General features: G+C 55.6%; 22 protein-coding genes, 1 tRNA gene and 1 pseudogene. 10 read left to right on the top strand and 14 right to left on the bottom strand.

Annotated elements, in window-relative coordinates:
* Positions 1–58 precede the first annotated feature (58 nt).
* Positions 59–1,858, bottom strand: coding sequence for a B12-binding domain-containing radical SAM protein (locus tag XYCOK13_RS15140; protein WP_213413007.1), 1,800 nt, complete (start codon positions 1,856–1,858; stop codon positions 59–61).
* A gap of 121 nt (positions 1,859–1,979) precedes the next feature.
* On the bottom strand, positions 1,980–2,561 hold the full coding sequence (locus tag XYCOK13_RS15135; protein WP_213413006.1) for an RNA polymerase sigma factor: 582 nt from the start codon (positions 2,559–2,561) through the stop codon (positions 1,980–1,982).
* Positions 2,562–2,790: 229 nt separating this feature from the next.
* Here XYCOK13_RS15135 and XYCOK13_RS15130 point away from each other — a divergent pair, with 229 nt between their 5' ends.
* From XYCOK13_RS15130 to XYCOK13_RS15115, 4 genes are all read left to right on the top strand, one after another.
* On the top strand, positions 2,791–3,951 hold the full coding sequence (locus XYCOK13_RS15130; RefSeq protein WP_213413005.1) for a COG1470 family protein: 1,161 nt from the start codon (positions 2,791–2,793) through the stop codon (positions 3,949–3,951).
* Between the two features lie 3 nt (positions 3,952–3,954).
* Positions 3,955–4,947: an ABC transporter ATP-binding protein gene (locus XYCOK13_RS15125; RefSeq protein ID WP_213413004.1), complete on the top strand. Its 993-nt coding sequence runs from the start codon at positions 3,955–3,957 to the stop codon at positions 4,945–4,947.
* On the top strand, positions 4,913–5,962 hold the full coding sequence (locus XYCOK13_RS15120; protein ID WP_213413003.1) for an ABC transporter permease: 1,050 nt from the start codon (positions 4,913–4,915) through the stop codon (positions 5,960–5,962). Before XYCOK13_RS15125 ends, XYCOK13_RS15120 begins: the two co-directional genes overlap by 35 nt.
* A 177-nt stretch (positions 5,963–6,139) precedes the next feature.
* Positions 6,140–6,547, top strand: a complete 408-nt coding sequence (locus XYCOK13_RS15115) for a secondary thiamine-phosphate synthase enzyme YjbQ (protein ID WP_213413002.1) — start codon at positions 6,140–6,142, stop codon at positions 6,545–6,547.
* Positions 6,548–6,595: 48 nt separating this feature from the next.
* On the opposite strand, the gene XYCOK13_RS15110 is transcribed toward XYCOK13_RS15115, so the two are convergent.
* The 3 genes from XYCOK13_RS15110 to XYCOK13_RS15100 form a co-directional block, all read right to left on the bottom strand.
* Positions 6,596–7,183 carry a TetR/AcrR family transcriptional regulator gene (locus tag XYCOK13_RS15110; protein WP_213413001.1) on the bottom strand — a complete coding sequence of 196 codons (588 nt, stop codon included), beginning with the start codon at positions 7,181–7,183 and terminating at the stop codon, positions 6,596–6,598.
* 97 nt (positions 7,184–7,280) lie between these two features.
* Positions 7,281–7,919, bottom strand: coding sequence for a YigZ family protein (locus XYCOK13_RS15105; protein ID WP_213413000.1), 639 nt, complete (start codon positions 7,917–7,919; stop codon positions 7,281–7,283).
* A 153-nt stretch (positions 7,920–8,072) separates the two neighbouring features.
* The gene (locus tag XYCOK13_RS15100; RefSeq protein WP_213412999.1) at positions 8,073–9,434 is read right to left on the bottom strand and encodes a glucose-6-phosphate isomerase; all 1,362 of its coding nucleotides are present in this window, start codon (positions 9,432–9,434) and stop codon (positions 8,073–8,075) included.
* Between the two features lie 163 nt (positions 9,435–9,597).
* Between XYCOK13_RS15100 and XYCOK13_RS15095 the strand changes: the two genes are divergently transcribed.
* Positions 9,598–10,929: an NAD(P)-binding domain-containing protein gene (locus XYCOK13_RS15095; RefSeq protein ID WP_213412998.1), complete on the top strand. Its 1,332-nt coding sequence runs from the start codon at positions 9,598–9,600 to the stop codon at positions 10,927–10,929.
* Positions 10,930–11,550: 621 nt separating this feature from the next.
* Here XYCOK13_RS15095 and ppnP read toward each other — a convergent pair.
* The 4 genes from ppnP to XYCOK13_RS15075 all read right to left on the bottom strand — a co-directional run bounded on the left by ppnP (position 11,551) and on the right by XYCOK13_RS15075 (position 16,174).
* Complete coding sequence (gene ppnP / locus XYCOK13_RS15090) at positions 11,551–11,862, bottom strand: pyrimidine/purine nucleoside phosphorylase (protein ID WP_213412997.1); 312 nt, start codon at positions 11,860–11,862, stop codon at positions 11,551–11,553.
* Between the two features lie 68 nt (positions 11,863–11,930).
* Positions 11,931–13,949, bottom strand: a complete 2,019-nt coding sequence (gene tkt, locus XYCOK13_RS15085; RefSeq protein WP_213412996.1) for a transketolase — start codon at positions 13,947–13,949, stop codon at positions 11,931–11,933.
* Between the two features lie 200 nt (positions 13,950–14,149).
* Positions 14,150–15,043, bottom strand: a complete 894-nt coding sequence (purU, locus tag XYCOK13_RS15080; RefSeq protein ID WP_213412995.1) for a formyltetrahydrofolate deformylase — start codon at positions 15,041–15,043, stop codon at positions 14,150–14,152.
* A 15-nt stretch (positions 15,044–15,058) separates the two neighbouring features.
* Positions 15,059–16,174: a deoxyribonuclease IV gene (locus XYCOK13_RS15075; RefSeq protein ID WP_213412994.1), complete on the bottom strand. Its 1,116-nt coding sequence runs from the start codon at positions 16,172–16,174 to the stop codon at positions 15,059–15,061.
* 129 nt (positions 16,175–16,303) lie between these two features.
* On the opposite strand from XYCOK13_RS15075, the gene XYCOK13_RS15070 reads away from it, so the two are divergent.
* On the top strand, positions 16,304–16,732 hold the full coding sequence (locus XYCOK13_RS15070; RefSeq protein ID WP_280520906.1) for a DUF2621 domain-containing protein: 429 nt from the start codon (positions 16,304–16,306) through the stop codon (positions 16,730–16,732).
* Between the two features lie 85 nt (positions 16,733–16,817).
* On the opposite strand, the gene XYCOK13_RS15065 is transcribed toward XYCOK13_RS15070, so the two are convergent.
* Positions 16,818–17,600: a TIGR00266 family protein gene (locus XYCOK13_RS15065; RefSeq protein ID WP_213412993.1), complete on the bottom strand. Its 783-nt coding sequence runs from the start codon at positions 17,598–17,600 to the stop codon at positions 16,818–16,820.
* Positions 17,601–17,907: 307 nt separating this feature from the next.
* Positions 17,908–17,990 (bottom strand) — tRNA-Leu (locus XYCOK13_RS15060).
* A 256-nt stretch (positions 17,991–18,246) separates the two neighbouring features.
* Between XYCOK13_RS15060 and XYCOK13_RS15055 the strand changes: the two genes are divergently transcribed.
* The gene (locus XYCOK13_RS15055) at positions 18,247–18,813 is read left to right on the top strand and encodes an RNA polymerase sigma factor (RefSeq protein ID WP_244865189.1); all 567 of its coding nucleotides are present in this window, start codon (positions 18,247–18,249) and stop codon (positions 18,811–18,813) included.
* Complete coding sequence (locus tag XYCOK13_RS15050) at positions 18,794–19,978, top strand: hypothetical protein (RefSeq protein ID WP_213412992.1); 1,185 nt, start codon at positions 18,794–18,796, stop codon at positions 19,976–19,978. The genes XYCOK13_RS15055 and XYCOK13_RS15050 overlap by 20 nt, the downstream gene beginning before the upstream one ends.
* A 111-nt stretch (positions 19,979–20,089) precedes the next feature.
* Here the strand turns inward: XYCOK13_RS15050 and hrpB are convergent, their stop codons facing one another.
* A complete protein-coding gene (gene hrpB, locus XYCOK13_RS15045) occupies positions 20,090–22,624 on the bottom strand; it encodes an ATP-dependent helicase HrpB (RefSeq protein WP_213412991.1) in 2,535 nt (844 codons plus the stop codon).
* Between the two features lie 100 nt (positions 22,625–22,724).
* Entirely contained in the window at positions 22,725–23,012 is a 288-nt protein-coding gene (locus XYCOK13_RS15040) for a hypothetical protein (RefSeq protein WP_213412990.1), read from the bottom strand.
* 155 nt (positions 23,013–23,167) lie between these two features.
* On the opposite strand from XYCOK13_RS15040, the gene XYCOK13_RS15035 reads away from it, so the two are divergent.
* A complete protein-coding gene (locus tag XYCOK13_RS15035; RefSeq protein ID WP_213412989.1) occupies positions 23,168–24,118 on the top strand; it encodes a hypothetical protein in 951 nt (316 codons plus the stop codon).
* Positions 24,119–24,185: 67 nt separating this feature from the next.
* Positions 24,186–24,431 carry an NHLP leader peptide family RiPP precursor gene (locus tag XYCOK13_RS15030; RefSeq protein ID WP_213412988.1) on the top strand — a complete coding sequence of 82 codons (246 nt, stop codon included), beginning with the start codon at positions 24,186–24,188 and terminating at the stop codon, positions 24,429–24,431.
* Between the two features lie 12 nt (positions 24,432–24,443).
* On the opposite strand, the pseudogene XYCOK13_RS15025 reads toward XYCOK13_RS15030, so the two are convergent.
* A pseudogene (locus XYCOK13_RS15025) lies at positions 24,444–25,133 on the bottom strand (ATP-binding protein); the annotation flags it as partial.
* Between the last annotated feature and the right edge of the window lie 18 nt (positions 25,134–25,151).

The following is a 25,151-nucleotide window of genomic DNA, read 5'->3' as shown; positions in this document are numbered from 1 at the left end:
TATTTTCGGCTATATCGCGACTGAATGGGAATGCCAGATATAACGTCAGTATCACCCGCTATTGCGCGCCGCTGTCTCTTGCTAACAGTACAGCAGGCTCATCCGCCAGCATATAATACTTCGGTGCTGCATGTCCCGACGCCGACGCATCTGGCTGGTAGAGGAACACCAGGATCGTGGAGACCTCGTCCTTCACGATTCCCTCTTCCAGGTAAGCCTGCAGGTCGAACGGCAGTTTCTCGATCACGCCATGCTTCCGCAGCTCGCGCTCCTGCATATTCAGCGCTGCGAAACCGCCACTTACCCGATCCGCCTCTCCCATCACCCTCGTCCACAGCCAGTTCTGCTCCGATTTTTCCATATCAAACTCCCACCATACCTTACGCGGCTTGTAACGATGGTGGAGGAAGTAGTCGAACTTCATCAAGCCTTCCGCTACTGCCAGACGCTCCGTTCCTCTGTCCCGCAGGAACTGATGCAGACGGACGAACAGGTCCTCCAGCTGATGGCCGATTTTGGCCCAGCCCCGCGCCTCCCAGTAATCGCCGAACGACTGAAAGAAATCGAAGGCCGAGGGAAACTCCGTGCGTATCAGATACTGCACCGTTGTATCCATGCGATGCGCATTCCAATATTTCTCCAGCACATCCTCCACCCGCTTGATGCGGACCAAATCGCCAAACGGCATCACGTCGTTTCCGAGCATCTCATAGGGCGCATGATCCATATAACGGTAGCCCCACTTGTCGGCCTCTCTTCTCAGTCCAGTGCCGCGCAGCATCTTCAGGAAGCCAAGCTGCAGCTCCTCCGGCTCTAGCGCAAACACGTCATTGAACGTTTGGCGAAAAGATGCGTAGTCCTCTTCCGGCAGGCCGGCGATCAAATCCAAATGCTGATCGATCTTGCCGCTTTCCTTGATCATGGTCACCGTACGCGTCAGCTTGTTGAAATTTTGCCTGCGCTGAATGAGCTCATTCGTCGTTTCGTTCGTCGACTGCACGCCGATCTCGAAGCGGAAGATGCCCGGCGGCGCGTGCTCGGACAGAAACTGCAGCACCTCAGGCCGCATGATGTCTGCCGTGATTTCAAATTGGAACACACAGCCGCCATGATGCTGAATCAGAAAATCGAAAATCTCCAGGGCATAGTCCCGCTTGATATTAAATGTCCGATCCACAAATTTGACCAGCTTCGCCCCGCTTTCGATCAAATAAAGCAAGTCCTTCTTCGTCCGCTCGATATCGAAATACCGCACGCCCACCTCAATGCTGGACAGACAAAACTGACAGCTGAACGGACACCCCCGGCTCGTTTCGAAATAGACGACGCGGTTCGCCAGGCTGGGCAGGTCCTCCTGGAACCGGTGCGGTGTCGGGATCGCATTCAAGTCCAGCTTCGGCCGCGGCGGATTGATCACCGGCTGGCCTTCGCGGTCCCGATAGGCCAACCCGAACACCATATGGTACTTGCGGTTGCCGCTCCACTCCCGCAGCAAGTGATCGAAAGTTTCCTCGCCTTCTCCCATCACGATGAAATCCGCTTCCGGAATACGCTTCATCCAATACTCCGTATCATAGGAAACCTCGGGACCGCCGAGCACGATCGTCAGGTCAGGCCGGATTTTCTTCAACATGCTCACAATCGGGATCGTCTCCTCGATGTTCCATATATAACAGGAGAACCCGATTATGTCCGCTTGGCGGCCGTAGAGGTCGCTTACCACGTTCATCACCGGATCCTTGATCGTGTATTCCGCAATCTCGATATCAAATGTATCTCCGCTGAACGCCTTCAAATAACGGAGCGCCAAGGACGTATGAATGTACTTGGCATTCAAAGTGGCTACAACCACTTTCATAGGATCACCTCGTCTCGCTGTGCGCGCATCTCCCTAGTATTGTACCGCTAACGCCGGGGATGTACAATCAAGCAGCTTGACTCGGCATAAAAGACTTGCGCCAAGGTTTGAACAGGAGCGGCTACACGGACTTCCGCATGGCCAGCGAACCGGTCAGCTCGAGCCGCTTGCGCACATTGCGCACACCGTAGCGAATGAGCGACTTCACCGTCCCTACCGGACGCTTCAAGGATGCCGCGAGCTCTTTGTGCGACAGCGTAGCGACATACTTGCCGTATACCGCAGCCCGCTGCAAATCCGGGATTTGGTCCAGCTCCCGCTTCACCCTCTCCGCTTCCAAACGCTGCAGCACACGCAGTTCCACGCTTTCCGGCACGCTGAACCAGACGGGTACCGAGCTGTCCTCCCAATCCGCAAGAGGCACGAAGCGGTTGCGCTTGCGCAGCCGATCCTTCGCCCGGCAGCGGGCAAGCACCTTGAGCCAAGCCTCAATACTGCCCCGTGAAGGATCATACTGCCCAGCCTTGCGCAGCACCTCTATAAATACATCATGGCACACATCCTCGGCTTCCGACCAATCCTTGGTCACCTGCCAAGCGATCCGCATGACCATGCCGTTGTACCGTTCGTACAACCGGCTGAACGCAGCCCCCGACCCTTTCGCAATCCCTTCCAGCAAATTCGTGTCTGATTGCCCACCCATCGCTTTGCCCTCCCTTATAGAATGATAGCTACTTATTATTTATCAGAGTTTCCTTCGCTTTCAAACGGACTGCTGCGCTTTTTTAACTAGTTTTCAGCAACTTTTTAGGTTGTTTTAAGCTTTCCCTAAATCCAGGGCCTCAGTTGCTTGCGTACTTTGTAATGAAACCATCTCCCGCGGCAGTTATTTGTGCGGGGCTATATCCAATAACACGAAAGGGGTTTTCAACATGTCTTACCATCATGCTTTGAAAAAAAGGATCAGCCTGTTGCTCCTGCTCGCCATGGCGGCCAGCGTGCTTGGAGCCGTTCCTGTACAGGCTGCGGAGGGAGTGACGCTATTCACCAGATATACAAACGTGTCGCTTGCACCGGGAGATTCCATCAATTATTCCGTCGATATAGTGAATAACGGTACGGGAGTCGCAACTGTTCCGCTCACGGTTGTCGGCATGCCGGAAGGCTGGGAATACGACTTGCGGGGCGGCGGACATCAGCTGCGCGAGATTTCCGTTATGCCCGGGGAGAGCGAATCAGTCTTTTTGGATGTGACGGTTCCGCTTCAGGTAGAACGGGGCACGTATGAGTTCAGTCTGGCAGCCGGCACGCTTGCCCGTCTGCCGCTGACGATTGAGGTTACGGAAAAAGGCACATTCCAAACAGCGCTGACAACGGATCAGGCGAATCTCGAAGGCCATGCGGACTCCTCGTTCAGCTATTCGCTGAAGCTGGATAACCGTACCGCAGAGGCGCAAAACTACGCACTCCAGGCGCAAGCCGATCCAGGCTGGAGCGTCTCCTTCATGGCGGGCGGCAATCGGGTCACATCCGTCGAGGCGAGCGCCGGCGCAACCGAAACCATTTCAGTCCAGGTTCAGCCGCCAGCGCAAGTGAAGGAAGGCACTTACAAAATACCGATCACAGCTTCCAACCAATCCACGAGAGCGGAGCTGGAGCTTGAGGCTGTCATCACAGGCAGTTACGGGCTCAGCCTGTCTACGCCGACAGGACGCTTGAGCTCCGAAGTAACGGCAGGCGGAGAGCGCTCGATTGAGCTGCAAGTGACCAACACGGGAACAGCGGATTTGCGCGACATTAATTTGACCTATAACGCGCCTGTCGATTGGGAGGTTTCCTTCAATCCGAAAAATATCGAGCAGCTCGCTGCCGGTCAATCCACTACGGTGGAAGCTGTAGTAAGGGCGAGCAAGAAGGCGATCGCCGGCGACTACGTCACCAGCATGACGGCTACTTCGCCGGAAGCTTCATCGTCCGCCGATTTCCGAATCGCCGTCAAAGGCTCCATGCTCTGGGGGTGGATCGGCGTTCTGATTATAGCGGCTGTGCTTGTCGGCATCTACGCCATGATCCGCAAATACGGGAGGAGATAAGCCGTGAAAGAACCGGTGATCGACATACAGGACTTGACAAAAACCTACGGGGAGAGCCGAGCCGTCGACCGCCTGAGCCTGACGATTCACCGCGGGGAGATCTTCGGGCTGCTTGGTCCGAACGGAGCGGGCAAGTCTACCACCATATTGATGCTGCTGGGGCTGAGCGAGCCGGATTCCGGCTCGGTCAAGGTGCTGGGCATCGATTCCACGCGCCAGCCGATCCAGGTCAAGCGGCGCGTCGGCTACTTGCCGGACGATGTCGGCTTCTATGAGGACCGAACCGGTTGGGAGAACTTGATGCTGACTGCCAGGCTGAACCGCGTTCCTGATAAGGAAGCTGCGGAAAGAGCCGAGCGGCTGCTGCGGGAGGTCGGCCTGCTGGACGCAGCCCATAAGAAGGCCGGCGCATATTCGCGCGGCATGCGCCAGCGGCTTGGCTTGGCGGACGTGCTTATCAAAGGGCCGGAAATCATCATCCTTGACGAGCCGACGCTCGGCATTGACCCCAAAGGGATGAGCGAGCTGCTGGAACTGATCCAGCGCCTTAGCCGGGAGCAAGGGTTAACCGTGCTGCTTTCCTCGCATCATCTTCACCAGGTGCAGCAAATCTGCGACCGGGTCGGGCTGTTCGTAAGCGGCAGATTGCTGGCCGAAGGGGATGTGCCTACTTTGTCCCGCAAGCTGTTTGCGGACGATCTCATTCCGGTTTCGGCCGAGCTCGATGCTTGCAGTCCGGAGCTGCTGGAGCGCATTCGCTCCATAGAAGGAGTCGCTCAAGCCGGCATCACCGATGCGGATAACGGTCAGGGCGTGACGCTTCAGGCCGCCTGCACGGAGGACAGAAGCGCCGAGATTGCCCGTACCGTCGTGCAGGCGGGGGCGCAATTATACAGACTGGAGAGAAAACAGTACGGCCTGGACGAAATCTATCAACGCTATTTCGCAGGAGGTGAGGACCATGGCCAACTCCGCCATGCAGAGCATACGGGATAACGGGCGGGCAGCTGCCGCGCGCATCCGGGCGTTATTCCGTGCCGGCGACGGTGTGCAGAACAGCATTCCCTCCGCCTTCGTTGTGCTCATTCGCAAAGAAATTGCCGATCACGTGCGCAGCTGGCGGTTTATGGTGCTGCTCGGGATTATCATGCTTACGTGTCTGGCCTCGCTCTACACAGCCTTGAACAGCATCCAGGAAGCGATTCGCGCGGATCAATCGGAGAACGGCTTCATCTTCCTTAAGCTGTTCACCGTTTCAGACGGTACGCTTCCATCCTTCATCGGCTTTGTCGGGTTTCTTGGTCCCTTGCTCGGCATCGGACTCGGCTTCGATGCGATCAACAGCGAGCGCAATAAAGGAACCTTAAGCCGGATCATGGCGCAGCCCGTTCACCGGGACGATCTGCTGAACGCCAAATTTGTCGCTTCCCTGACGGTGATCGGGCTGATGTTCCTGTCGCTCGGCTTCCTGGTCATGGGGATGGGAATCTTGATGATCGGCATCCCTCCGACCTTGGAGGAGTTTTTACGGGTGCTCTGCTTCCTCGGAGTCACGGTGTTCTATGTAGGCTTCTGGCTCAATCTGTCTATCGTCTGCTCTGTGCGGTTCAGACAGCCTGCCACTTCCGCGCTGTCCTGCATCGCGGTATGGCTGTTCTTCAGCTTTTTCTACGATATGCTGTTGAGCCTGATCGGCCGAAGCCTGGCTCCGGACGCCGCCGCTACAACCGACCAGGTGCTCAGCTATCAGGAGAGCATGCTCTGGCTTAGCCGCTTCTCCCCTTATACCCTGTTCAACGAGGCGACGACAACCCTGCTGATGCCGTCCGTCCGCACACTGGGGCCGATCACCATGGAGCAGGCTTACGGCGCGATCGCCAGCCCGCTGCCATTGGGACAAAGCTTGCTGCTCGTATGGCCGCACTTGACAGGACTGGCCGCCGCCACACTGCTTTGCTTCGCGGCATCGTATGTGATGTTTATGCGTCAGGAAATTCGCGGACGCGCCTAATCCTTAGCGGCCCGCAGAAGGGAACGCTTCGCTGGAATGCCCGGTTGCTAAGCGCCGGGATCGGCAGTTCAACGCCAAGACCGTGCATCGCTCCAGGGGCGCAGCACGGTCTTGGCTTTCTTATGCTACAATAGAGGCGAATGCTCATTTCCGGAAACATACAAGGAGGCGCCGACGATGCAAATCATCTCTCTGCAAACCGAATTCCATGACCAGTTCGTGGATATCACTGCCCGCGTCCAGGAATTGGTTCGACAAAATAATTGGCAGAATGGAGCCGTGCTCGTCTACTGCCCGCATACGACAGCGGGGATTGCCATTAATGAGAATGCCGACCCCGATGTGGTTCGGGATGTGCTGCGCCGGCTTGACGAGGTGTATCCCTGGAACCATGCCAAGGATCTGCACGCCGAAGGCAATACCGCAGCGCACTTGAAGGCGATCACTACCGGCACTTCCCAGCATGTGCTGGTGCAGAACGGACGATTGCAATTAGGGACGTGGCAAGGGATTTACTTCTGTGAATTTGATGGCCCCCGTGCCAGAAAGGTATGGGTACAATTTATCAAGGGAGAGGAAGCTTAGGGGAAACCTGATCCCGAGTATGGGGACAAGCTGCTCGGGATGGATGCGTCAGATGGAACGGCACAAAAAATCCACATGCTCCCGAGCCAGTTTTTCCACTTCCTCATAGCATTGATTAAACCGGATGCAGTACGTAATGAAGCCGTGCAGCGACATGAACAGACTCCAGGGAAGCGTGTACAGCTTGCGCTGAATGTCCTCCTCTCCCCTCTCCCGCAGCAGCTCCGCTACAGCTGCCGAGAACAATTCGAATACTTGGGCTTGCTCAGTTCGCGAATAGCGCTGCAAATCTGCATCCTTGAGCAAAAACATGATTTCGTACTGATTGCGGTTTTGCAACCCGAATTTCAAAAATTCAGACATCATCACCCGCAGCAGCGTCTGTCCGTCGCCCGCATGCTGCGCGATAATCTCCTTTTGCCGGCCTAGCAATACCTTGAAGTCTTGCTTGACCAGGGCGTAGAACAGCTCCGCCTTCTCCTTGAAATGGTAATACAGCGATCCGTGGCTGTATCCCATCGCGTTGGCAATGCTTCGCATGGAAACGGCGGCGTAGCCTTTGCTGGCGAACTGTTCCCTGGCCACATTGAGGATAATGTCCCGATTCAGCTCCTGTTCGACTGCTTTTCTCGCCATAATGCCTTCACTTCCTCTCTTGGCAATTAAGCACTTTTTATAACTATATCATCACTCTTCCTTGCAGACTAGCACGAATCTATTCATCCAGATCGGATTAGTCGGAAATAGGATGGGGCACATACCGCGGATCGCCCAGTTCTATTTCTCCCCGCCCTTGCGTCAAGTCCGTCATCCACGCAACGAATGCCTCATGCTCCTCTTCCCGAGGCAAGCATTGCAGCGTCACCAGATCAGTGTAGAGCGTTTCCTCGAGGAGCGTCTCCCGCAGCCGCAGCTCGTTCTCCAGCTTGCCCAGCCACGTGTAATCAACGCGGATGCGAACCAGCCTGTGCAGGACCTGTTCAACAGGCACTGAAGCTTCCGAGGCCGCTACTGCACCGTCTGTGTAGGCGCGAACCAGCCCGCCAGCACCAAGCATAATGCCGCCGAAATAGCGGGTCACCACTACCGCGACATTTTTCAGTTTCTGGTTCTTCAATACTTCTAGAATCGGCTTGCCCGCCGTTCCGCTCGGTTCGCCGTCATCGGAAAACTTCTGAATCTGATCGCGCTCCCCGATCATGTAGGCGAAGCAGTTGTGCGTGGCCGCTGCATGGGTTTTGCGTATAGCGGCGATGAAGGCGAGCGCCTCCTCCTCCGTTTCTACAGGAGCGCCATGTCCTATAAATCGGGATCGCTTGATGACGATTTCTTTTTCCCCAGTTTGGCTGAAAGTTCGGTATGCGTGCAGCATGATCTATCCCCCGTTTCAGTATGCGTAGGTGTGCAGGAGCGAGTGTGCTTGTTCAAAATTGAAAAGAAGGCGCAGGTGCCGGCTCGCCAGATAAGGAAACCGCCCGCTGGCGGCGGACGGCTGGTTGTCTTGCAAGTATTGTCGTTGACTCGTTTACGCTTCGGTGTTGTGCAAGCGCGCTTCCAATACGGCTTTTTCCTTCTCGAAGCCCGGCTTGCCCAGAAGGGCAAACATGTTTTTCTTGTAGGCCTCGACGCCCGGCTGGTCAAATGGATTGACGCCAAGCAGGTAGCCGCTGATGCCGCAGGCCTTCTCGAAGAAATAAACCAGGTAGCCGAACCAATAAGGAGTCAGCTCCGGCACAGTCACTACCAGGTTTGGCACGCCGCCGTCCACGTGTGCGAGCAGCGTTCCCTGGAAGGCCTTTTTGTTGACGAAATCCATCGTCTGGCCGGCCAGGAAGTTCAAGCCGTCGAGATTTTCCGCTTCCTCCTGGATGATGAGCTCTTCCCGAGGCGTTCCCACCTGAATGACTGTTTCAAAAATGTTGCGGGTCCCTTCCTGAATGAATTGTCCCATCGAATGCAGATCGGTCGAGAAATCAACGGATGCCGGGTAGATTCCCTTATTGTCCTTGCCTTCGCTCTCGCCGAACAGCTGCTTCCACCATTCCGAGAAATAGTGCAGGGAAGGCTCGTAATTGACCAAAATCTCAGTGGTCTTGCCCTTGCGGTACAACGCGTTGCGAATCGCCGCATACTGGTAGCTGGCATTCTCCGCCACATTCGGATTCGCGTACTCCGCCGATGCGTCCGCAGCGCCTTTCATCATCGCTTCGATATCGATGCCGGCCGCTGCAATCGGCAGCAGTCCCACTGCGGTCAATACGGAGTAGCGGCCGCCCACATCGTCCGGAATGACGAACGTCTCATATCCTTCGGCATCCGCCAGCTTCTTGAGCGCGCCTTTCTCGCGGTCGGTCGTCGCATAGATGCGCTTCCGCGCTTCTTCCTTGCCGTACTTGCTTTCCAGGAAATCTCGGAACAGGCGGAAGGCAATAGCCGGCTCAGTTGTCGTGCCTGATTTCGAAATGACATTGACCGAAACATCCTTGTCCGCTACATAATCGAGCAGCTGCTTCGTATAGGTCGAGCTGATCTGATGGCCGGCGAACAAAATTTGCGGCGCCTTGCGCTCTTCCTTGGATTGCAGATTATAGAAGGAGTTGGTCAGCATCTCCAGCGCTGCGCGAGCGCCCAAATAAGATCCGCCAATCCCGATGACAATCAATACATCCGAGTTGGATTGAATCGTCTTGGCAGCTTGCTGGATTCTGGCAAACTCCTCTTTGTCGTATGCTGTGGGCAGATCGATCCATCCCAAATAATCATTGCCTGCTCCCGTCTTCTGGTGCAGTTGTTCATGCGCGAGCCTGATCGGCTCAGCGAGATATTCCACCTCATGCTTGCCTGCAAAATCCAGTGCCGAAGTGAAATCAAATTGCAGCTTGGACATGGTTGACTCCTCCATTTTCCTACCGAATTTTTCTACATTATAGCATACTGGAACCTAGTCGCTAAAGCAACCATTCTTCCATAATTCCCCGTTCGGCAGCCTTCGTCTGCTTTCATCCCCTGCCGAACACGTGCTAAGATATGATCAAAAGGAGTTGATTCGCATGAAAACCGTTGGATTTATAGGATTAGGCACGATGGGCATGCCCATGGCAGCCAACCTGCTTAGGAATGGCGTATCTCTGACCGTCTATAGCCGCAGCAGGAACAAGGTCCGCGAGCTTGTGGAGCTCGGTGCGGAAGCCGCCTCCAGTCCAGCCGACACCGTACGGGATTCGGAGGCGGTCTTCACCATGCTGACGGATGACCAAGCCGTGGAAGAGGTGTATTTCGGACCGAACGGCATCATGCATGCCCTGCGGCCAGGCATTGCACTTGTTGACGCCAGTACGGTTTCTCCTTCTTTGTCTGAACGGATCTTTCGCGAATGCGCCCTGCACCTGGTCGATTTTTTGGATGCGCCTGTAACCGGCAGCCGCCCCGCCGCTGAAAGCGCACAGCTGACCTTTCTTGTCGGCGGCAAGGCAGAAGTTCTGGACAGTCATCGCGACTTGCTGCTCGCCATGGGTCGTCAGGCTATCCATATGGGACCTGCCGGGTCCGGCTCCAAAGCCAAGCTGGCGGTCAATATGGTGCTCGGCATCCAAATGACCGGATTGGCGGAAGGTTTAGCGACCGCTGTGAAATCAGGCATAGCTCCCGGAGCGTTCCTGGAGGCGATTGCCAGCGGCGGTGCTGCCAGCCGCACTGCAGAGATGAAGGGAGAGCGCATCCTGAAGCGGGATTTCAGCCAGCAATTTGCGTTGGCGCTCATGCTCAAGGATCTGAAGCTGGCCTCCCGGCATGCCAGCAACCTCCAAGTGCCTGCCCCGATGCTGAACGCGGCCAAGAACATCATGCAGATGGCCAACAACCATGGCTGGGGGCAGCAGGACCTGTCTGCAGTCGTGAAGCTGTACGAGGAGTGGATCGAACAGACAGTCACGCCGCCTGCCGAACAGCCCGGCGCAGCCCTTGACGGCGCGACTTCTCCAGCAGAACATAGTGCGCAGCCTACGAATTCCGCAATGAGCACAGCCAGACAAGAACGCCGCAGAAGCGCACGCGTGCCGATGAATATCGATCTGAAGCTGTCTGTGTACCAATGGGAGCAGGAAGGCGCCTTCTCCGGGCAAACGGTGGAGGGGAAATTGACGGACTTGTCCGAAAATGGGCTGCAGGTTGCCACGGCTCATCCGCTTTCGCGCGATATGTTCGTCGTGATCCACTTCCGCCAGGAGGCCGAGCTGCCGCCGATGACGGCCCGAATCATCCGGGTAGAGGCACACGGTGACGTCTATCATTACGGGTGCATGCTGTCCGGCTTGCCGCCAGTGATCAAGCGTCGTCTTGAATTCTACATAGAGAAAAAGCTGAGCGAATCTGCCGGCTCATGATATCCGGCTTGCATGCCGATGGCACTGTTCATCTTCCTGTTGCGGCTGTACACTTCGTTTTCCGAGCGCTAGTTAGTCATGCCGGGATACGTCCACCAATTGTCAAGCCGCCGACAATGCTGAAAGCATATGCAATAACGGACATCCTTCCCGCTAAGCTGAAGTATCGTTATAGCAACGCAGCAATTGCGGGAAAAATTGGTCCTACTCGCAAGATTTCCACCGATTCAGCCGCTTCAGCATTGCCATAAGACCCATATTTCCCGCTATATCGCGACTGAATGGGCGAATGCCAGATATAAACCCAGTTTTTCCCGTTATTGCGTGCGACTGAATGGGAATGCCAGATATAACTGACTATCTTGCCAAGGCCAATGAGGGAATGATACCACGCGCTATGATGCGATGGAATAAGAATGAACGTGGTATTGTCCAAGTTTAGGGGATCAGACCGCTCTGTTTCATTAAAGAGCCTTTCATGTCCGGAATGATCAGATCGAACGGTCTGAGCCAAAAAGGCCCTGTGCACACGAAAAAATGCCAAGGCCAAGACCGCCAAAAAAAAAACCGCAAGGCCGAATCGGTCCCCCGATGGCCTTGCGGTTTTCGTTAGCATATGGTTCAAGCATAGGAACAGCAATAGTCGGTCACGGTACGAATGTCCAGCTTGAAGGTTGTCCCTGCCGGAACCGTGAATTCGCCTGCGCCATCAATCTCCAGCCACTCGGTCGCATCCGGCAGCAGCACCCGGAGCTGGCCGGATACGATCTCCATCACTTCTTGCGTATCCGTCGAAAATTCATATTGTCCGGGCAGCATAATGCCCAGGGTCTTGCGGCTTCCGTCCTGAAATTGAACGACCCGGCTGCTCACCTTGCCGTCATAATAAATGTTGGCGGCCTTCAGCACGGTCACCTGCTCAAATTTGTCCATGTTCACCGTTCCTCTGCTTATCCAAGATTACGCTATGGATCGCTTAATGATTTATACTTTGTCGAGACTTACAGCAGCTCCTTGACCTTGGCGACAACATTGTCAACATGGAAGCCGTATTCCTTGATGACGATGCCCCCTGGAGCCGATGCGCCGAAGCGATCGATGCCTAGTACCGCGCCGCCGTCGCCCACGTAGCGTTCCCAGCCAAGCGGATACGCCATTTCGATAGCCAGACGCGCCTTCACATCAGGCAGGATGACCGAATCCTTGTAGCTTTGCGGCTGCTTCTCGAAGTTTTCCCAGCTTGGCAGGCTGATGACGCGAGTGCCGATGCCTTGGGCTTCCAGCGCCTTCTGCGCTTCCACCGCAAGCTGAACCTCTGAACCGGTAGCGAGCAGCTGTACCTGCGGCTTGCCGTTCTTGGCATCGCTCAGCACATAAGCGCCGCGCTCCATGCCTTCCTTCGCCAGCTCTGCTGTGCCTTCCAAATTCGGCAGGCCTTGGCGTGTCAACACCAGCGCAACCGGACCTGAAGTATTGGCTACCGCATAACGCCATGCTTGGGACGTTTCGTTCGCATCGGCAGGGCGAATGACCGTGAGATCCGGAATAATCCGCAGCGCCGGCAGCTGTTCAATCGGCTCATGAGTCGGTCCGTCTTCCCCTACGCCGATGCTGTCATGCGTGAACACATACGTCACTGGCAGCTTCATCAGGGCAGCCAGACGAATCGCCGGGCGAAGATAGTCGGAGAACACGAAGAATGTTCCCGCATAAGGACGAACGCCTCCATGCAGCATCATGCCATTAATGGCTGCGCCCATTGCAAATTCACGCACCCCGAAGTATACATTGCGACCCGCATAATTTTCCGGATGGAATACCGGGATGCCCTTCAAATGCGTATTCGTCGAAGATTCCAAATCCGCCGAGCCCCCGATAATCGTCGGCACCTTCGCAGCAATGGCGTTCAACGCCGCACCGGACGCCGCACGGGTAGCCAGTGCCTTGTCCTCAGGCTTGTACACCGGCAGCTCGCTGTCCCAACCGTCCGGCAGCTCCATACGGAGCGCTTGCTCAAACTGGGCGGCAAGCTCCGGATACGCCTGACGATAAGCCTCGAAGCGGCTCTGCCAATCGGCATGGGCTTGGATGCCGCGCTGCTTCACCTCAGCGAAATGCGCACGCACCTCGTCCGGCACATAGAAATCGGGCTCAGCCGGCCATCCATAATACTCCTTGGTCAACGCCACTTCTTCCTTGCCGAGCGGGGAACCGTGCGGACCTGCATGGCCTCCTTTGCCGCCCTTGTTCGGGCTGCCATAGCCGATAACCGTCTTCACTTCAATCAGTGTCGGACGGCTGGTATCCTTCTGTCCTTCCGTGATAGCCGCATGAATCGCTGCCAGATCATTGCCGTCCTCTACGCGCAGTACTTGCCAGCCGTGTCCTTCGAAGCGCTTCTGCACGCTTTCCGAGTAGGAAAGGTTCAATTCGCCGTCGAGCGAAATGTCATTGGAATCATATAGCACGATCAGCTTGCCCAGCTTCATGTGACCGGCCATCGAAGCCGCCTCGCTGGAGATGCCTTCCATCAAGTCGCCGTCGCCGCAGATCGCATACGTATAGTGATTGATGATTTCATGGCCGTCTTTATTGTACACGGCTGCCAAATGGGCTTCCGCCATCGCCATGCCAACCGCCATCGCCACCCCTTGTCCGAGTGGGCCCGTCGTTGCGTCTACCCCTGCGGTATGTCCATATTCCGGATGTCCCGGTGTCTTGCTGCCCCACTGGCGGAAATTCTTGATGTCATCCATGGACAGGTCGAATCCGCACAGATGCAGCAGGCTGTACAACAGCATGGAGCCATGCCCAGCCGAAAGCACGAAGCGGTCACGATCGATCCAGTCCGGCTGATCCGGGTTGAACTTCATCAGCTTGCTCCAAAGCTCGTATGCCATCGGAGCTGCCCCCATCGGCATGCCGGGATGGCCGGAGTTTGCCTTTTCGACCGCATCGATCGAAAGAGTCCGAATCGTATTGACCGCCAATTGGTCAATGGTTTTAACAGCGCTGCTCATTAGATAGTCCTCCCTTATTCCTTTCAAAATACTTTTCCTATTGTACCATTATGAACTAAAGGTTTCCACGCACAAAATAAACAACTCTAACGAAAAGAAGCCTCATTCCTCTAGCAAGCCTGCTGCGCCATTCGCCCATACAGTAAAAAACGGGGCGGGCTTCGACACGGAAGCCTCCCCGTTCTTCAAGGTTCTTGCCTTTATACAAAGACAACCGTCCGATTCTGGTAAACCAGTATGCGGTCCTCCACATGCCAGGATACCGCTCTTGCGAGGACGATCCGCTCAATATGGCGGCCAATGCGCTTCAAATCGTCGACATTGTCGCGATGGCTGACGCGCTGCACATCCTGCTCGATAATCGGCCCGCCATCCAGCTCCTCGGTTACATAATGCGCGGTCGCTCCGATCAGCTTGACGCCGCGGTCGTATGCTTGAGCGTACGGCTTTCCGCCGACAAATGCCGGGAGGAAGGAATGGTGGATGTTGATCAGCTGGTTCGGGTAGTGCTTCAGAAACTCGGGCGAAATGATCTGCATGTAGCGGGCTAGTATAATGACATCCGCCTGGCCGCGGATCAGCTCGATCTGCTTGGCTTCGGCCTCGGCCTTCGTCTCCGGCGTCACCGGTATGTGGTAGTAAGGAATGCCGAAGGATTCCACCAGCTCGCGCATATCCGGGTGGTTGCTGATCACAAGAGCAATGTCTGCGTACAAGTCGCCTGCCTGCCACTGCCAAAGCAGCTCCAGCAAGCAGTGATCTTCCTTGGATACGAGAATGGCCAGGCGCTTCTTCTTGCTCGCCGGCGAGATGCTCCAGTTCATCGAGAAGCGCTCCGCCACCGGAGCGAAATCATTCTCCAGCTGCGGCAGCCGGGCCGTTAACTGATCCAGATCAAATTCAATGCGGATGAAGAACATGCCGCCTTCCGGATCCATGGTGTACTGATCCGACTGAACAATATTCGCTCCGTGCTCGGATAAAAACTGGGATACAGCCGCAACAATGCCCGGCCGATCCGGACACGAGATCAGCATGCGAGCCCGGTTGACGAGCTGATCCTTCTTGCTGCGATTCGATGCGATCGGTTTCATGACTTCCAAATCCTCCTATTGCAAGCTGCGGGCAAACCACGCCGTCAGCCGCTGGTTCAGTTCTTCTTCGCTCAAGTCGGGAAGCACGCGGTGCTCAACAGCCAAATCATACAAGCGCTCCATCGGCTCGCGAGGGTCCGCCTTGCGCGCCTTGGCATCCGACTTCAGCACATCCCATGTCTCCAGCACGTACGCCCGACGGTCAATTTCCTGCTTGCGGAAGAAGTGCTCCAGCCGCTCCAGGTGCTCCAGAAACTCCGGCCCGAGGCGCTGCTCCTCTTCCCCGAGCAAGAGCGCAATTTCCGCTGCATACATTGGGCGCTGACTCTTGGAGTCCTTGCCGATCCAGGGCGTCTCCAGGATCATCGGCACATGCTTGACGGCATCATGATGAACAATGTGCCGCATGGCATCGAATCCGATCCAGCCGGAGCCGACAGGCGCGTGACGGTCCTTGCCTGCGCCGCGCGGGTTTTTGCTGTCATTCAGGTGAAGGACGGCCAGCCTGTCCAAGCCGATAATGCGGTCAAACTCTTCGATCACGCCGTCGAAATCCTGGACAATGTCATACCCCGCATCGTGAACGTGGCAAGTGTCGAAGCAGACCGTCAAGCGGCTGTTGTCCTCCACCTTGTCCATAATGGCGGCAATCTCCTCGAAGGAACGGCCGATTTCCGTGCCTTTGCCCGCCATCGTCTCTAATGCGATATTCACGCCTGCCTGATCCGTTCCCGCCAACACTTCATTCAGCCCTTCCGCAATGCGCGCAATGCCGTACTCTGCATCCTTGTCAGTGTAAGCCCCGGGATGCAGCACGATGTTCTTGACGCCGATATAGTCGGTTCTGCGAATTTCCTCCTGGAGGAAATCCACAGCCAGCTGAAATGTATTCGATTTATAAGAGCCCAAATTAATAATATACGGGGCATGCACCACAATCTCATCCATGCCATGCTCGGCCATTATCGCCTTGCCCTCTTCAATATATTGGTCCTCGATGGGCTTGCGGCGTGTATTTTGCGGTGCCCCCGTGTAGATCATGAATGTGCTCGACCCGTAGCTCACCGCTTCGTTCACGGCGTTCAACAGACCTTTATCTGAGAAGGAAACGTGCGATCCGATTTTAATCATTAGCCTTCTGCTCCTTGCCTTTAGAATCCAACCTATCCTCCTATTGTACTAAGATTGTCCGAAACGGGCAATGTTCGGTATAATAAGGAGCAGATTCGATTTTTTAGAGATGCTGGAGTGATTACAATCATGCCAACCTGGTTTTCATGGTTTATCGTGTTCTGGGTATTTATCCTCGCCGGATTTATGGCCATTGGCGGATACTTCATGTTCCGCAAATTTCTGAAGGTGCTGCCCATGGCGGACGGCAAGTCCAAGCTTGACTGGCAGAACCACTATGTAGAAGCGAGCCGGCATTTGTGGAACGAAGAGTCCAAGCAATTTCTGGACGAGCTTTGCGAACCGGTTCCGAAGGCGTTCCGCGATATTGCCAAGCATTCGATCGCCGCGCGCATCGGTCAGCTCGCCCTGGAGCGCAAGGTTCCTCAAATTACCCGGGAGCTTTGTCTGGAGGGCTACATCCTGGCCACGCCGAAGCGGGATTACAAAAGCCTGATTACCTTCCTCGAGAAGAAAGGAATCGATTACCAGCCGTATCGGCAATTGCTGAACAAATAAGCAGGAGCTGCCTCCAAGTCGCCGACGACGATTGGAGACAGCTCCTATTGTTTTTCTTGCGGATGCTGTGCTTATAGCGGTTCCGTTAACGATTGTTTCCGTCGAAGAAGCCGCCAAGCAGGCTGCCCTCATTCTTCCTTCCGCCCGGACGCGATGCGGCGATAATACGGTCGGCCATCCTGCTGAACGGCAGCGACTGCAGCCACACCCGACCCGGACCGCGCAGCGTCGCAAAGAACAAGCCCTCGCCTCCGAACAAGGCGGTCTTGATCCCTTTCACAAACTCGATGTCATAGTCTACGCCATGCGTCAATGCAACCAGACAGCCCGTATCTACGCGAATCATCTCTCCCGGTCCCAGCACACGCTCTGTGACTGTGCCGCCGGTATGCAGAAAGGCCAAACCATCGCCCTCGACCTTCTGCATGATGAACCCTTCTCCGCCAAAAAAACCGACGCCAATCCGCTTTTGGAAGGCAATGCCGAGCGAAACCCCTTTGGCGGCACACAAGAACGCATCCTTCTGGCAAATTATACGGCCACTCAAGGTAGTCAGATCCACCGGAATGATCCTGCCCGGATACGGGGAGGCGAAGGCAACCTTTTCCTTATGCCGGCCCTCATTCGTAAATACTGTCATGAACAAGCTCTCACCGGTGAGCAACCGCTTGCCGGCCCCCATCAGCTTGCCCATCAATCCATGTTCGCTTCCGGAGCCGTCGCCAAATATCGTTTCCATGCGAATATCGGATTCCATCATCATCATGCTGCCAGCTTCTGCAATCACGCTTTCGCCCGGATCGAGCGCAATTTCTACATACTGCATTTCCGAGCCGTAAATCTCGTATTCGATTTCATGCGCATTCATGCTCCGCAGCCACTTCCTCTCCCGTTAAAATGACCCGCTTTTTCTGTCATTATACTACAGGTCATGCGCCTAGCGGCAGCGATTTACGCCGCATCAACGGCAAGCCCTGAAATATCCATGAGCCGGTCGCGCCGGCTGAATTCCCATCAGCTGGATATGCCCTGCTTTGCCAGGCGTCCGATGACCGAAATGACCGGCGAACCCTGCCCTCCCCTACCGAGCGCCCGTACACCATTTGCTGAAAAAACAAAAAAGCCGTCTCCAAGTCATCTAGATGACTTCTGAGACAGCTTCTTCTCTGATAGGATGCGGTCGAGAGGACTCGAACCTCCACGGGAAAATCCCACTGCCGCCTGAAGACAGCGCGTCTGCCAGTTCCGCCACGACCGCATATTTGCAATTGTATTTCGTGTCCGTTTCTCAAGGGCACGAGAGTTATTATATAACGGCTGAAAGCAGAAGTAAAGAGGAAAATCGCATGTATTTTTTGGAAAACAACTCACCTCGTTATTCCACCTCTTATCCGCTCTAATGACTGTAAAAGTGATAAAAATATCCCAAATCCGTTCCATCATATGGTATATTAAAGAGACTATGAACGAATTAGGCGCTAGTGTCGTCTAATCCAATAGAGGTGACAGTTTTCGTGGAGACAGAACTCAATAAACCATCAGCCGTTTACGCAGAGCAAGCCTCCTCTTCGAAAGATACACTGCAGGAGTGGATGACGGAATACGGTCAAGATGTTTGGAATTTCGCGTATTGCATGACCCGTAAATGGGAACTTGCTGATGATATAACGCAGGAGGTATTTTTGAAGGCGTATCGCCATATGGACCGCTTTCGCAGGGAAGCCTCGCCCAAGACATGGCTATTGACGATTGCCCGCAACACGGTCAGGGATCATATGAAGTCCGCCTTCATGCGAAGAGTCACATTGGTCGACTGGGTGCAAAATCGCGAGACGCACCCCTCCGCTGAAGACGAGTCCTTCGAACAAATGGCTGTCAGCGATATATGGCGGCAGGTTTTGCAGCTTCCGGTGAAATATAAGGAAGTACTGATCTTATTTGCGCATTATCAATTATCCATGAAGGAAATTGCCCGGCTTCTAGGAACTAGGGAGGGCACCGTGAAATCACGCCTGCATCAGGCCCGCTTAAAAGTTCTGCAGATAAAGGAACGTGATGAAAATGAACAAAAGCGAATTTGACATCCACAAGGAACTGGAGTCCAAGCCGTTCAAGCGCCATGGATTTAACGAAAAGCTGCGCCGCCGAATCGAGGAACGGCTCGATGAGGAACAACAGGAGCGGGGCTCCAGAAGATGGCTCCCGTTCGCCATCGGCCTGTGCGCCGCTGTATTGATGATCTGGCTGGTCAATCCGCCTTTTCCTGACCTCTCCCCCAAGGATGCGGTCCAGACAGCAGGCAGCGCCGACTCTTCGCTTTTTGATATGGAGGAAGAGCTCGCCGCGTCGTCTGTACCGCTGCGTTCCGCCCTGTTAATCGCCTTTCGTCAGGATAATCCTAAGCAGACAGAGGGGAGCCAACCCAGCGCTATGGCGCCAAGCCATTACCGAACTTTACTGATTGCTCCGGACCAAGAACGCTTGTCCGTCGCGGCAGAAGGGGATACCCTCGTTGTGCCTTACGGGCAAAGCTTCTGGACCTTTACCCCGCCCGAGATAGAGAGAGGACCGGTCAAAGTTCCGCTCGTCCTGCGCCCGGTTGCGGATATGCATGCGGAGGACGAAGGTAGGGAATCTCAGCTGCTGGAGAACTTGCGCATCCTCTATGCGGGCAACCGCTATGTCTCGATGGAGCTAACCGGCACCGCCGGCAATACTCCAGGCGAACTGTCGTCATACCGTGTTTATCATTATGCCGATTTGGTGCTGGCAGAAGAGGGCGCGCCCGTCTCCGCAGTGTCGTTGCCTGAGCTTCTGGATCTTGATCCCTCCCTGCAGGACAGTCCGTGGTACATTCAGAGGACCGACGGGCGCTGGGGAGCCGTTGTGATCGGAGACGAAAATACGTCCAATGCGAGCGCGGCATCCACCTGGGAGCTGCCGCAGGAAGTGGTTACCCATGACAGCCTGTCCGTATCCCGGGAGCAAATCCAATCCAGGCAGCCTGACGCACGCGATGCGCTGGAATCCCCTACGGGCGAGCTCGCCGCGATCCTGACCGATTCCAGCCTGTATTTGTATGCCATCCAAGAAGGGGAACTGGACGCCGCGCCTTTGCTGGCTGTCCCGATCCGGGAGGGCGAAGCGATAATTATGGCGCAATGGGCGGTCGATCGCTATGTGCCGACTTGGATCGAGAAGCTCGGCGAGGCGTTAGAGCTGGTGAAGGACAACGAACGGCCCTGAGCCGTTTGGCAGGCATCCGGTCAAGAGCTCCATCGCCTGCGGACTGGCGGGCATCACCGAAGGCAACCGAACGACCGTGCCCATAAAGCCGCCTCCGTCCTTCAAGACCAGTCAAGGTCTGGAGGACGATGGCTTTGCCCGCCTTGTCGGCACCGCCTCCAGCGGATCATCCGGCCAATAATGCTTCGGATACCGGCCCTTCAGATCCTTCCTGACTTCAAAGTAAGCTTCCCGCCAGAAGCTGGCCAGGTCCGTCGTTACCTGAACCGGCCGCTGAGCGGGAGACAGCAGGTGAAGCAGCAGCGGCTGTCGGCCATTCGCAATGCGCGGCGTCTGCGCAAGGCCGAACATCTCCTGCAAGCGTACGGCTAGTACAGGCTGATCCGGATTGCTGTAATCGATGGGAATGCGGGAGCCGCTCGGCACAGTCAGATGTGTTGGAGCCTGCTCCTCTAAAGCAGCACGCTGCGGCCAGCTCAGCATCGCTTCCAGCGCCTGATCCATCGACAGATGATGGAGATCGCCGCGGCTCTTGCGGCCATAGAGATGCGGCAGCAGCCAATGCTGCGCGTCGTCCAGCAGCGCCTCGCCGGATACATCCGGCAAATCCGGCTCGAACCTTCTCAGGAAGACGATCCGCTGCTGCAGCCGGCGCGCGCTTCTGGTCCAAGGCAGCATGTCCAACCCCCCGGCCTGAATGCCAGCCAGCAGGGCTGCGGCCACCTGTTCCGGGTCTGAAGCCTGAATCGGCTGTTCGCGCAGCACCATCGCACCGAGCTTCTGCAGGCGTCTGGCACGCACCGCTTGCGTGTCCATATGCCAGTATACTTCTTCCCCTTCCGTGATCTGGTCGGCAAATAACGTTTCGAGCGCCTTAAGCGAAAGCGGTGCGGCCAGCATGATGCGGCCTTCTGTCCCGGCGTCGTCCAGTTCGGCGACAGCCAGATACGGCTCTGCTCCGAGTGAGTCGCCATCCGGCAATGCCGCTCCCCTGCCATTAGCCATCACGTAGCGCCCGTCCGCCCGGCGCTGGGCCACCCGCTCGGGGAACGCCAGGGCAAGCAGCTCGCCGCAGCGCTCTGGTTCGATTCGCGCTCTCAAGGGCTGGGCTGCGTCTCGCGAGACTGGCTTGTCCGCCTCCGCTTCGGCGCTCCCCATCCGATTAAGCCCGGCAAGCAAACGACCCGCCTCCTTGCGTATGCGCTGCAGCGCACTCTCATCCGCGTGCGAGGCAGTCGCCTGTCCGTTAAGCTCTTCGAGGCGACGCCGCAAATCCACGCCGTTCCGGCTTGATGCGATGTCGCGTTCCCCCAGCAATGCGGCAACCTGACAGGCTTCGGCAGCCAGGCCAAGCGGCTCGGCCCGAAGCATCATGTGCGCAAGCCGGGGATGAACGCCCAGCGCTGCCATATCGCGTCCATGCGCCGTGATGGAGCGATCCGGACGCAGCGCCCCCAGCTGCTCGAGCAGCTCGCAGGCTTGGGCATAGGCGGCCTTCGGGGGAGGGTCCAGCCAAGCCAGCTGCTCCGGCTCCGCCACTCCCCATGCGCTTAATTCCAGCGCCAGGGAAGCCAGGTCGGAGGTGCGGATTTCCGGTTCGCCGCGTTCAGCCAAGGCGCGGTCCTCGGCTTCTGTCCACAGCCGATAGCAAATCCCCGGCGCCAAGCGGCCGGCACGGCCGCGGCGCTGATCGGCAGAGGCGCGGGATACCCTAACGGTATCCAAATGCGTCATCCCCGTTCTTGGGGAAAAGCGCGGCACCCGCATCCATCCCGCATCCACAACGATGCGAATGCCTTCCACCGTCAGGCTCGTTTCCGCGATCGATGTCGCCAGTACGATCTTCCTTCGTCCATGCGGCGACGGCTCCAGGGCGCGCTGCTGTTCCTCCAGAGACAACCCGCCATACAGCGGCACAGGCACCTGGTCGGGCGGCAGCCGCTCAGCCAGCAGACGGGCCGTTCGCCGAATTTCTCGCGCCCCAGGCAGAAAAACAAGCATGTCCCCCTGCTCCTGCGCAAGCGCTATGCTCACCCACCGGACTACATGCTCCTCAAGCCTTCCCTGCAGCGGCTTCTCTGCGTAGCGCGTTGCAACCGGATACATGCTGCCCTCGCTGCGGATGACGAGAGCTTGTCCAAGCAGCTGGGCGACCGGCTCAGCCTCCAGTGTAGCGGACATGACAAGGATGCGCAGGTCTTCCCGCAAAGCAGATTGCGCTTCCAAACATAAGGCAAGCCCGAGATCGGCCTGCAGGCTGCGTTCGTGGAACTCGTCGAACAGTACGGCGCCCGTCTGCTCCAGCGCCGGATCCTGCTGCAGCATCCGCGCCAGAATGCCCTCCGTAATGACCTCAATCCGCGTATTTGCACTTATGCGGCTTTCATGCTTCATCCGGTAGCCGACCGTGCCTCCAACGCGCTCGCCCAACAGGCGGGCCATATATGCCGCAGCGGAGCGGGCCGCTATGCGCCGCGGCTCCAGCATCAAGATTTTCCGCCCGTTCAACCAAGGTTCGTCAAGCAGAGAGAGCGGCACTTGCGTCGTCTTGCCCGCCCCTGGCGCCGCCACCAGCACAGCGCTGTTCCGCTGTGCCAGGCACGCCTTCAACTCGGGCAATACGGTATGGATGGGCAGCGATCTCATAGGCTTCCTCCTTCTGCGTTTCTTGCCTTTCATTCAATCCGATCAAGCCCATCTTGTCAATCCGGCGGCATGCGTTCGCCAATCATTCGGAAGCTGCCCACTAGGGATTGCTCCATTTGCGAATGCTGGCCATATGATTTTGCGCCGCTTCGATATCGCGTTCCAGCCGCAATATCCTATCCACACACAGACGAATATGGATTTCCGGCAGCTCCCGCATCCTTCCGGTGCGGGCATCGAACATGAGCTTGCCCATCTGGCGGAAGTGACGGTCCATCTCCTCCCGCATCGCTTCCGTTTCCGCCCGCAGCCGGTTGGCTTCCGCCACTGCCTTGGCTTTGTTCCCCGCTTCCGTCACTGTTGCTTTCACTTTCCCCGCCCACTTCATTGCGTCCCCTCCTATCCCTATCCCAGAATACGAGGAAGAAGGGGAAGATATGCTTGAAATCCACTGCGGAAAGCTGGAACAGGTTGTCTGATGATAGTCGCCACGTTACACTAGTATTATTCGAATTAACTCCACTTGGCGAGGCGGGTACAAACATGCAACAACATCAGATTTGGCTGGACCCCTATATGGAAGAGCTAGCAGGAATATTCACTGCACTTGAAAAAGCAATAGCCGAATTCCCTTCCCCGTTGAATGAGATAGGCTGGCAATATGCTAAGCAGTTTCACCCCCTGGTGCCAAATAGTAAAAAAAATTATATTTGCTATCTGCTGCCGTTTTGGCTTCAATCCTGGAGCGGAATCTCGACTTCAGAATGCCGCAGGCTGGCGCTCGCCGATGTGTGGGTCATGCTGCATTTTTTTCTACTGGACGATAACATGGACGAAAACCCGGCGGACAAGAAAGCAAGACTTGCGTTGGCCAACCTTTTCGCGTTGGCCTACATGCAGGAGTACAGACAGCTTTTTCATTCCGAATCAACATTCTGGTCAAAAATGGAGGAATATGTAGCCAACTGGGCTGAGGCAGTAGCACAGGAAGACGATGCCGATTTCTTCGTCAGCGCTCCATTGAAGACCGCTTGGAAAGCTGCGCCTGTCAAGCTGGCTGCAGCAGGGGCATTCCTCTTGGGCCAACGGGAAGAACAGTTGGCTTGTGCGGAACAAGCCATAGACCTAGTCTTAGTTACACTTCAGATGTCCGATGATTGGTTAGATTGGCAGGAGGATCTGGCAACGGGCAGCTATAATGGATTATTGTCTCTTGTTCGGCACAGACTCGGATGGCCTCCAGAAGAGGTGCTCAGCGAGTCTACGTGCCGCGCCGCCCTTTACGATTTAAAGCTTTATGAGGAGTTCGCTGACAAAACCAATGAGCAGGAAAAGCAGTTGCAAATGCTTCAGCCTGAGTCTCCCGAACTAATCGCCTTTCACCAATATCTCCTAGAGGGCTTCTCGTCAAGTTCTTCAACTATCTCGGAGGAAGTCCGGCTGCTTTCCTTGGGGGGCTTCTATCATTGGTTGTCGAATTATCGCAATTATTAATAGATTATGTCGAGAAAACATGCTACACTCATGAGGAAATTAGAATCTTCAAGGAGATGCATAACTCATGTCTAAAGGAGAACAGTTACGCCAACAAATCATTCAGAAAGCATGGGCAGATCCCGCCTTCAAGCAGCTTCTGCTGAGCGATCCCAGAAAGGCCCTTAAGGAGGCCTTTCAGATTGACGTGCCCCCTCATATTCAACTGGAGACACTGGAGGAGACAGATAGCCGTTATTACCTGGTCATCCCCCCAAATCCCTCCACGGCCATTAGAAATGCCAGCGATGCTAATGTAAGAGCAGAATGGTAATCTGAACTGGTTTTATACATCTATCCTCTCGTCTTGGACGAATGGGATCCGGATTATTACTTCCGTACCAACGCCCAACTCACTGGAGAAATGAATGGATCCGTTCATGACTTCAATGATGCGAAATGTAACCATCAGCCCTAATCCGGTCCCCTTCGTCTTGGTTGAAAAATACGGCTGCCCTAGCTTCGCAACTGTCGCTTCGTCCATGCCCTCACCATTATCTCGGATCACAATGACGACATCATTCCTCTCTTTTAAGGCAGATATCCGTATTTGCCCCTTGCCCCTCAGCGACTCAATGCTGTTTTTTATAATATTTATCAATGCTTGCTTGAATTTAGCAGAGTTCCCCTTGATATAGAGATCATTCGGAATATTGCTTACAATTTCACCACCCTGTAGATTGGTGAGCGGCAACAAGACACCCTCTATATGCTTCATCTCAGTAGCTAGATGGAGTTTGGCTACATGATCCAGCTGCGGCTTGGCAAAGGTCAAAAAATCGGTAATGATATCTGAAGCGCGATCCAGTTCATCCAAAGCCAGGCTCAGGTACTTCTTGGTCTTCTCGGTCGTGTTGACATTCAGCAGTTGCAAAAACCCTCTTGTCACCTGCAGCGGATTGCGGACCTCATGTGCAACGGAAGCAGCCAGCTCGCTAATAATCTGCATCTTTTCGGAGTGCTGCAACTGGTTATGTCAATAGTCTGTGAAAAT

It is taken from the genome of Xylanibacillus composti, from assembly GCF_018403685.1.
GTDB classification, from domain to species: domain Bacteria; phylum Bacillota; class Bacilli; order Paenibacillales; family K13; genus Xylanibacillus; species Xylanibacillus composti.
Note: the sequence above shows the minus strand (reverse complement) of the source record. Positions and strands in the feature narration are given on the sequence as shown.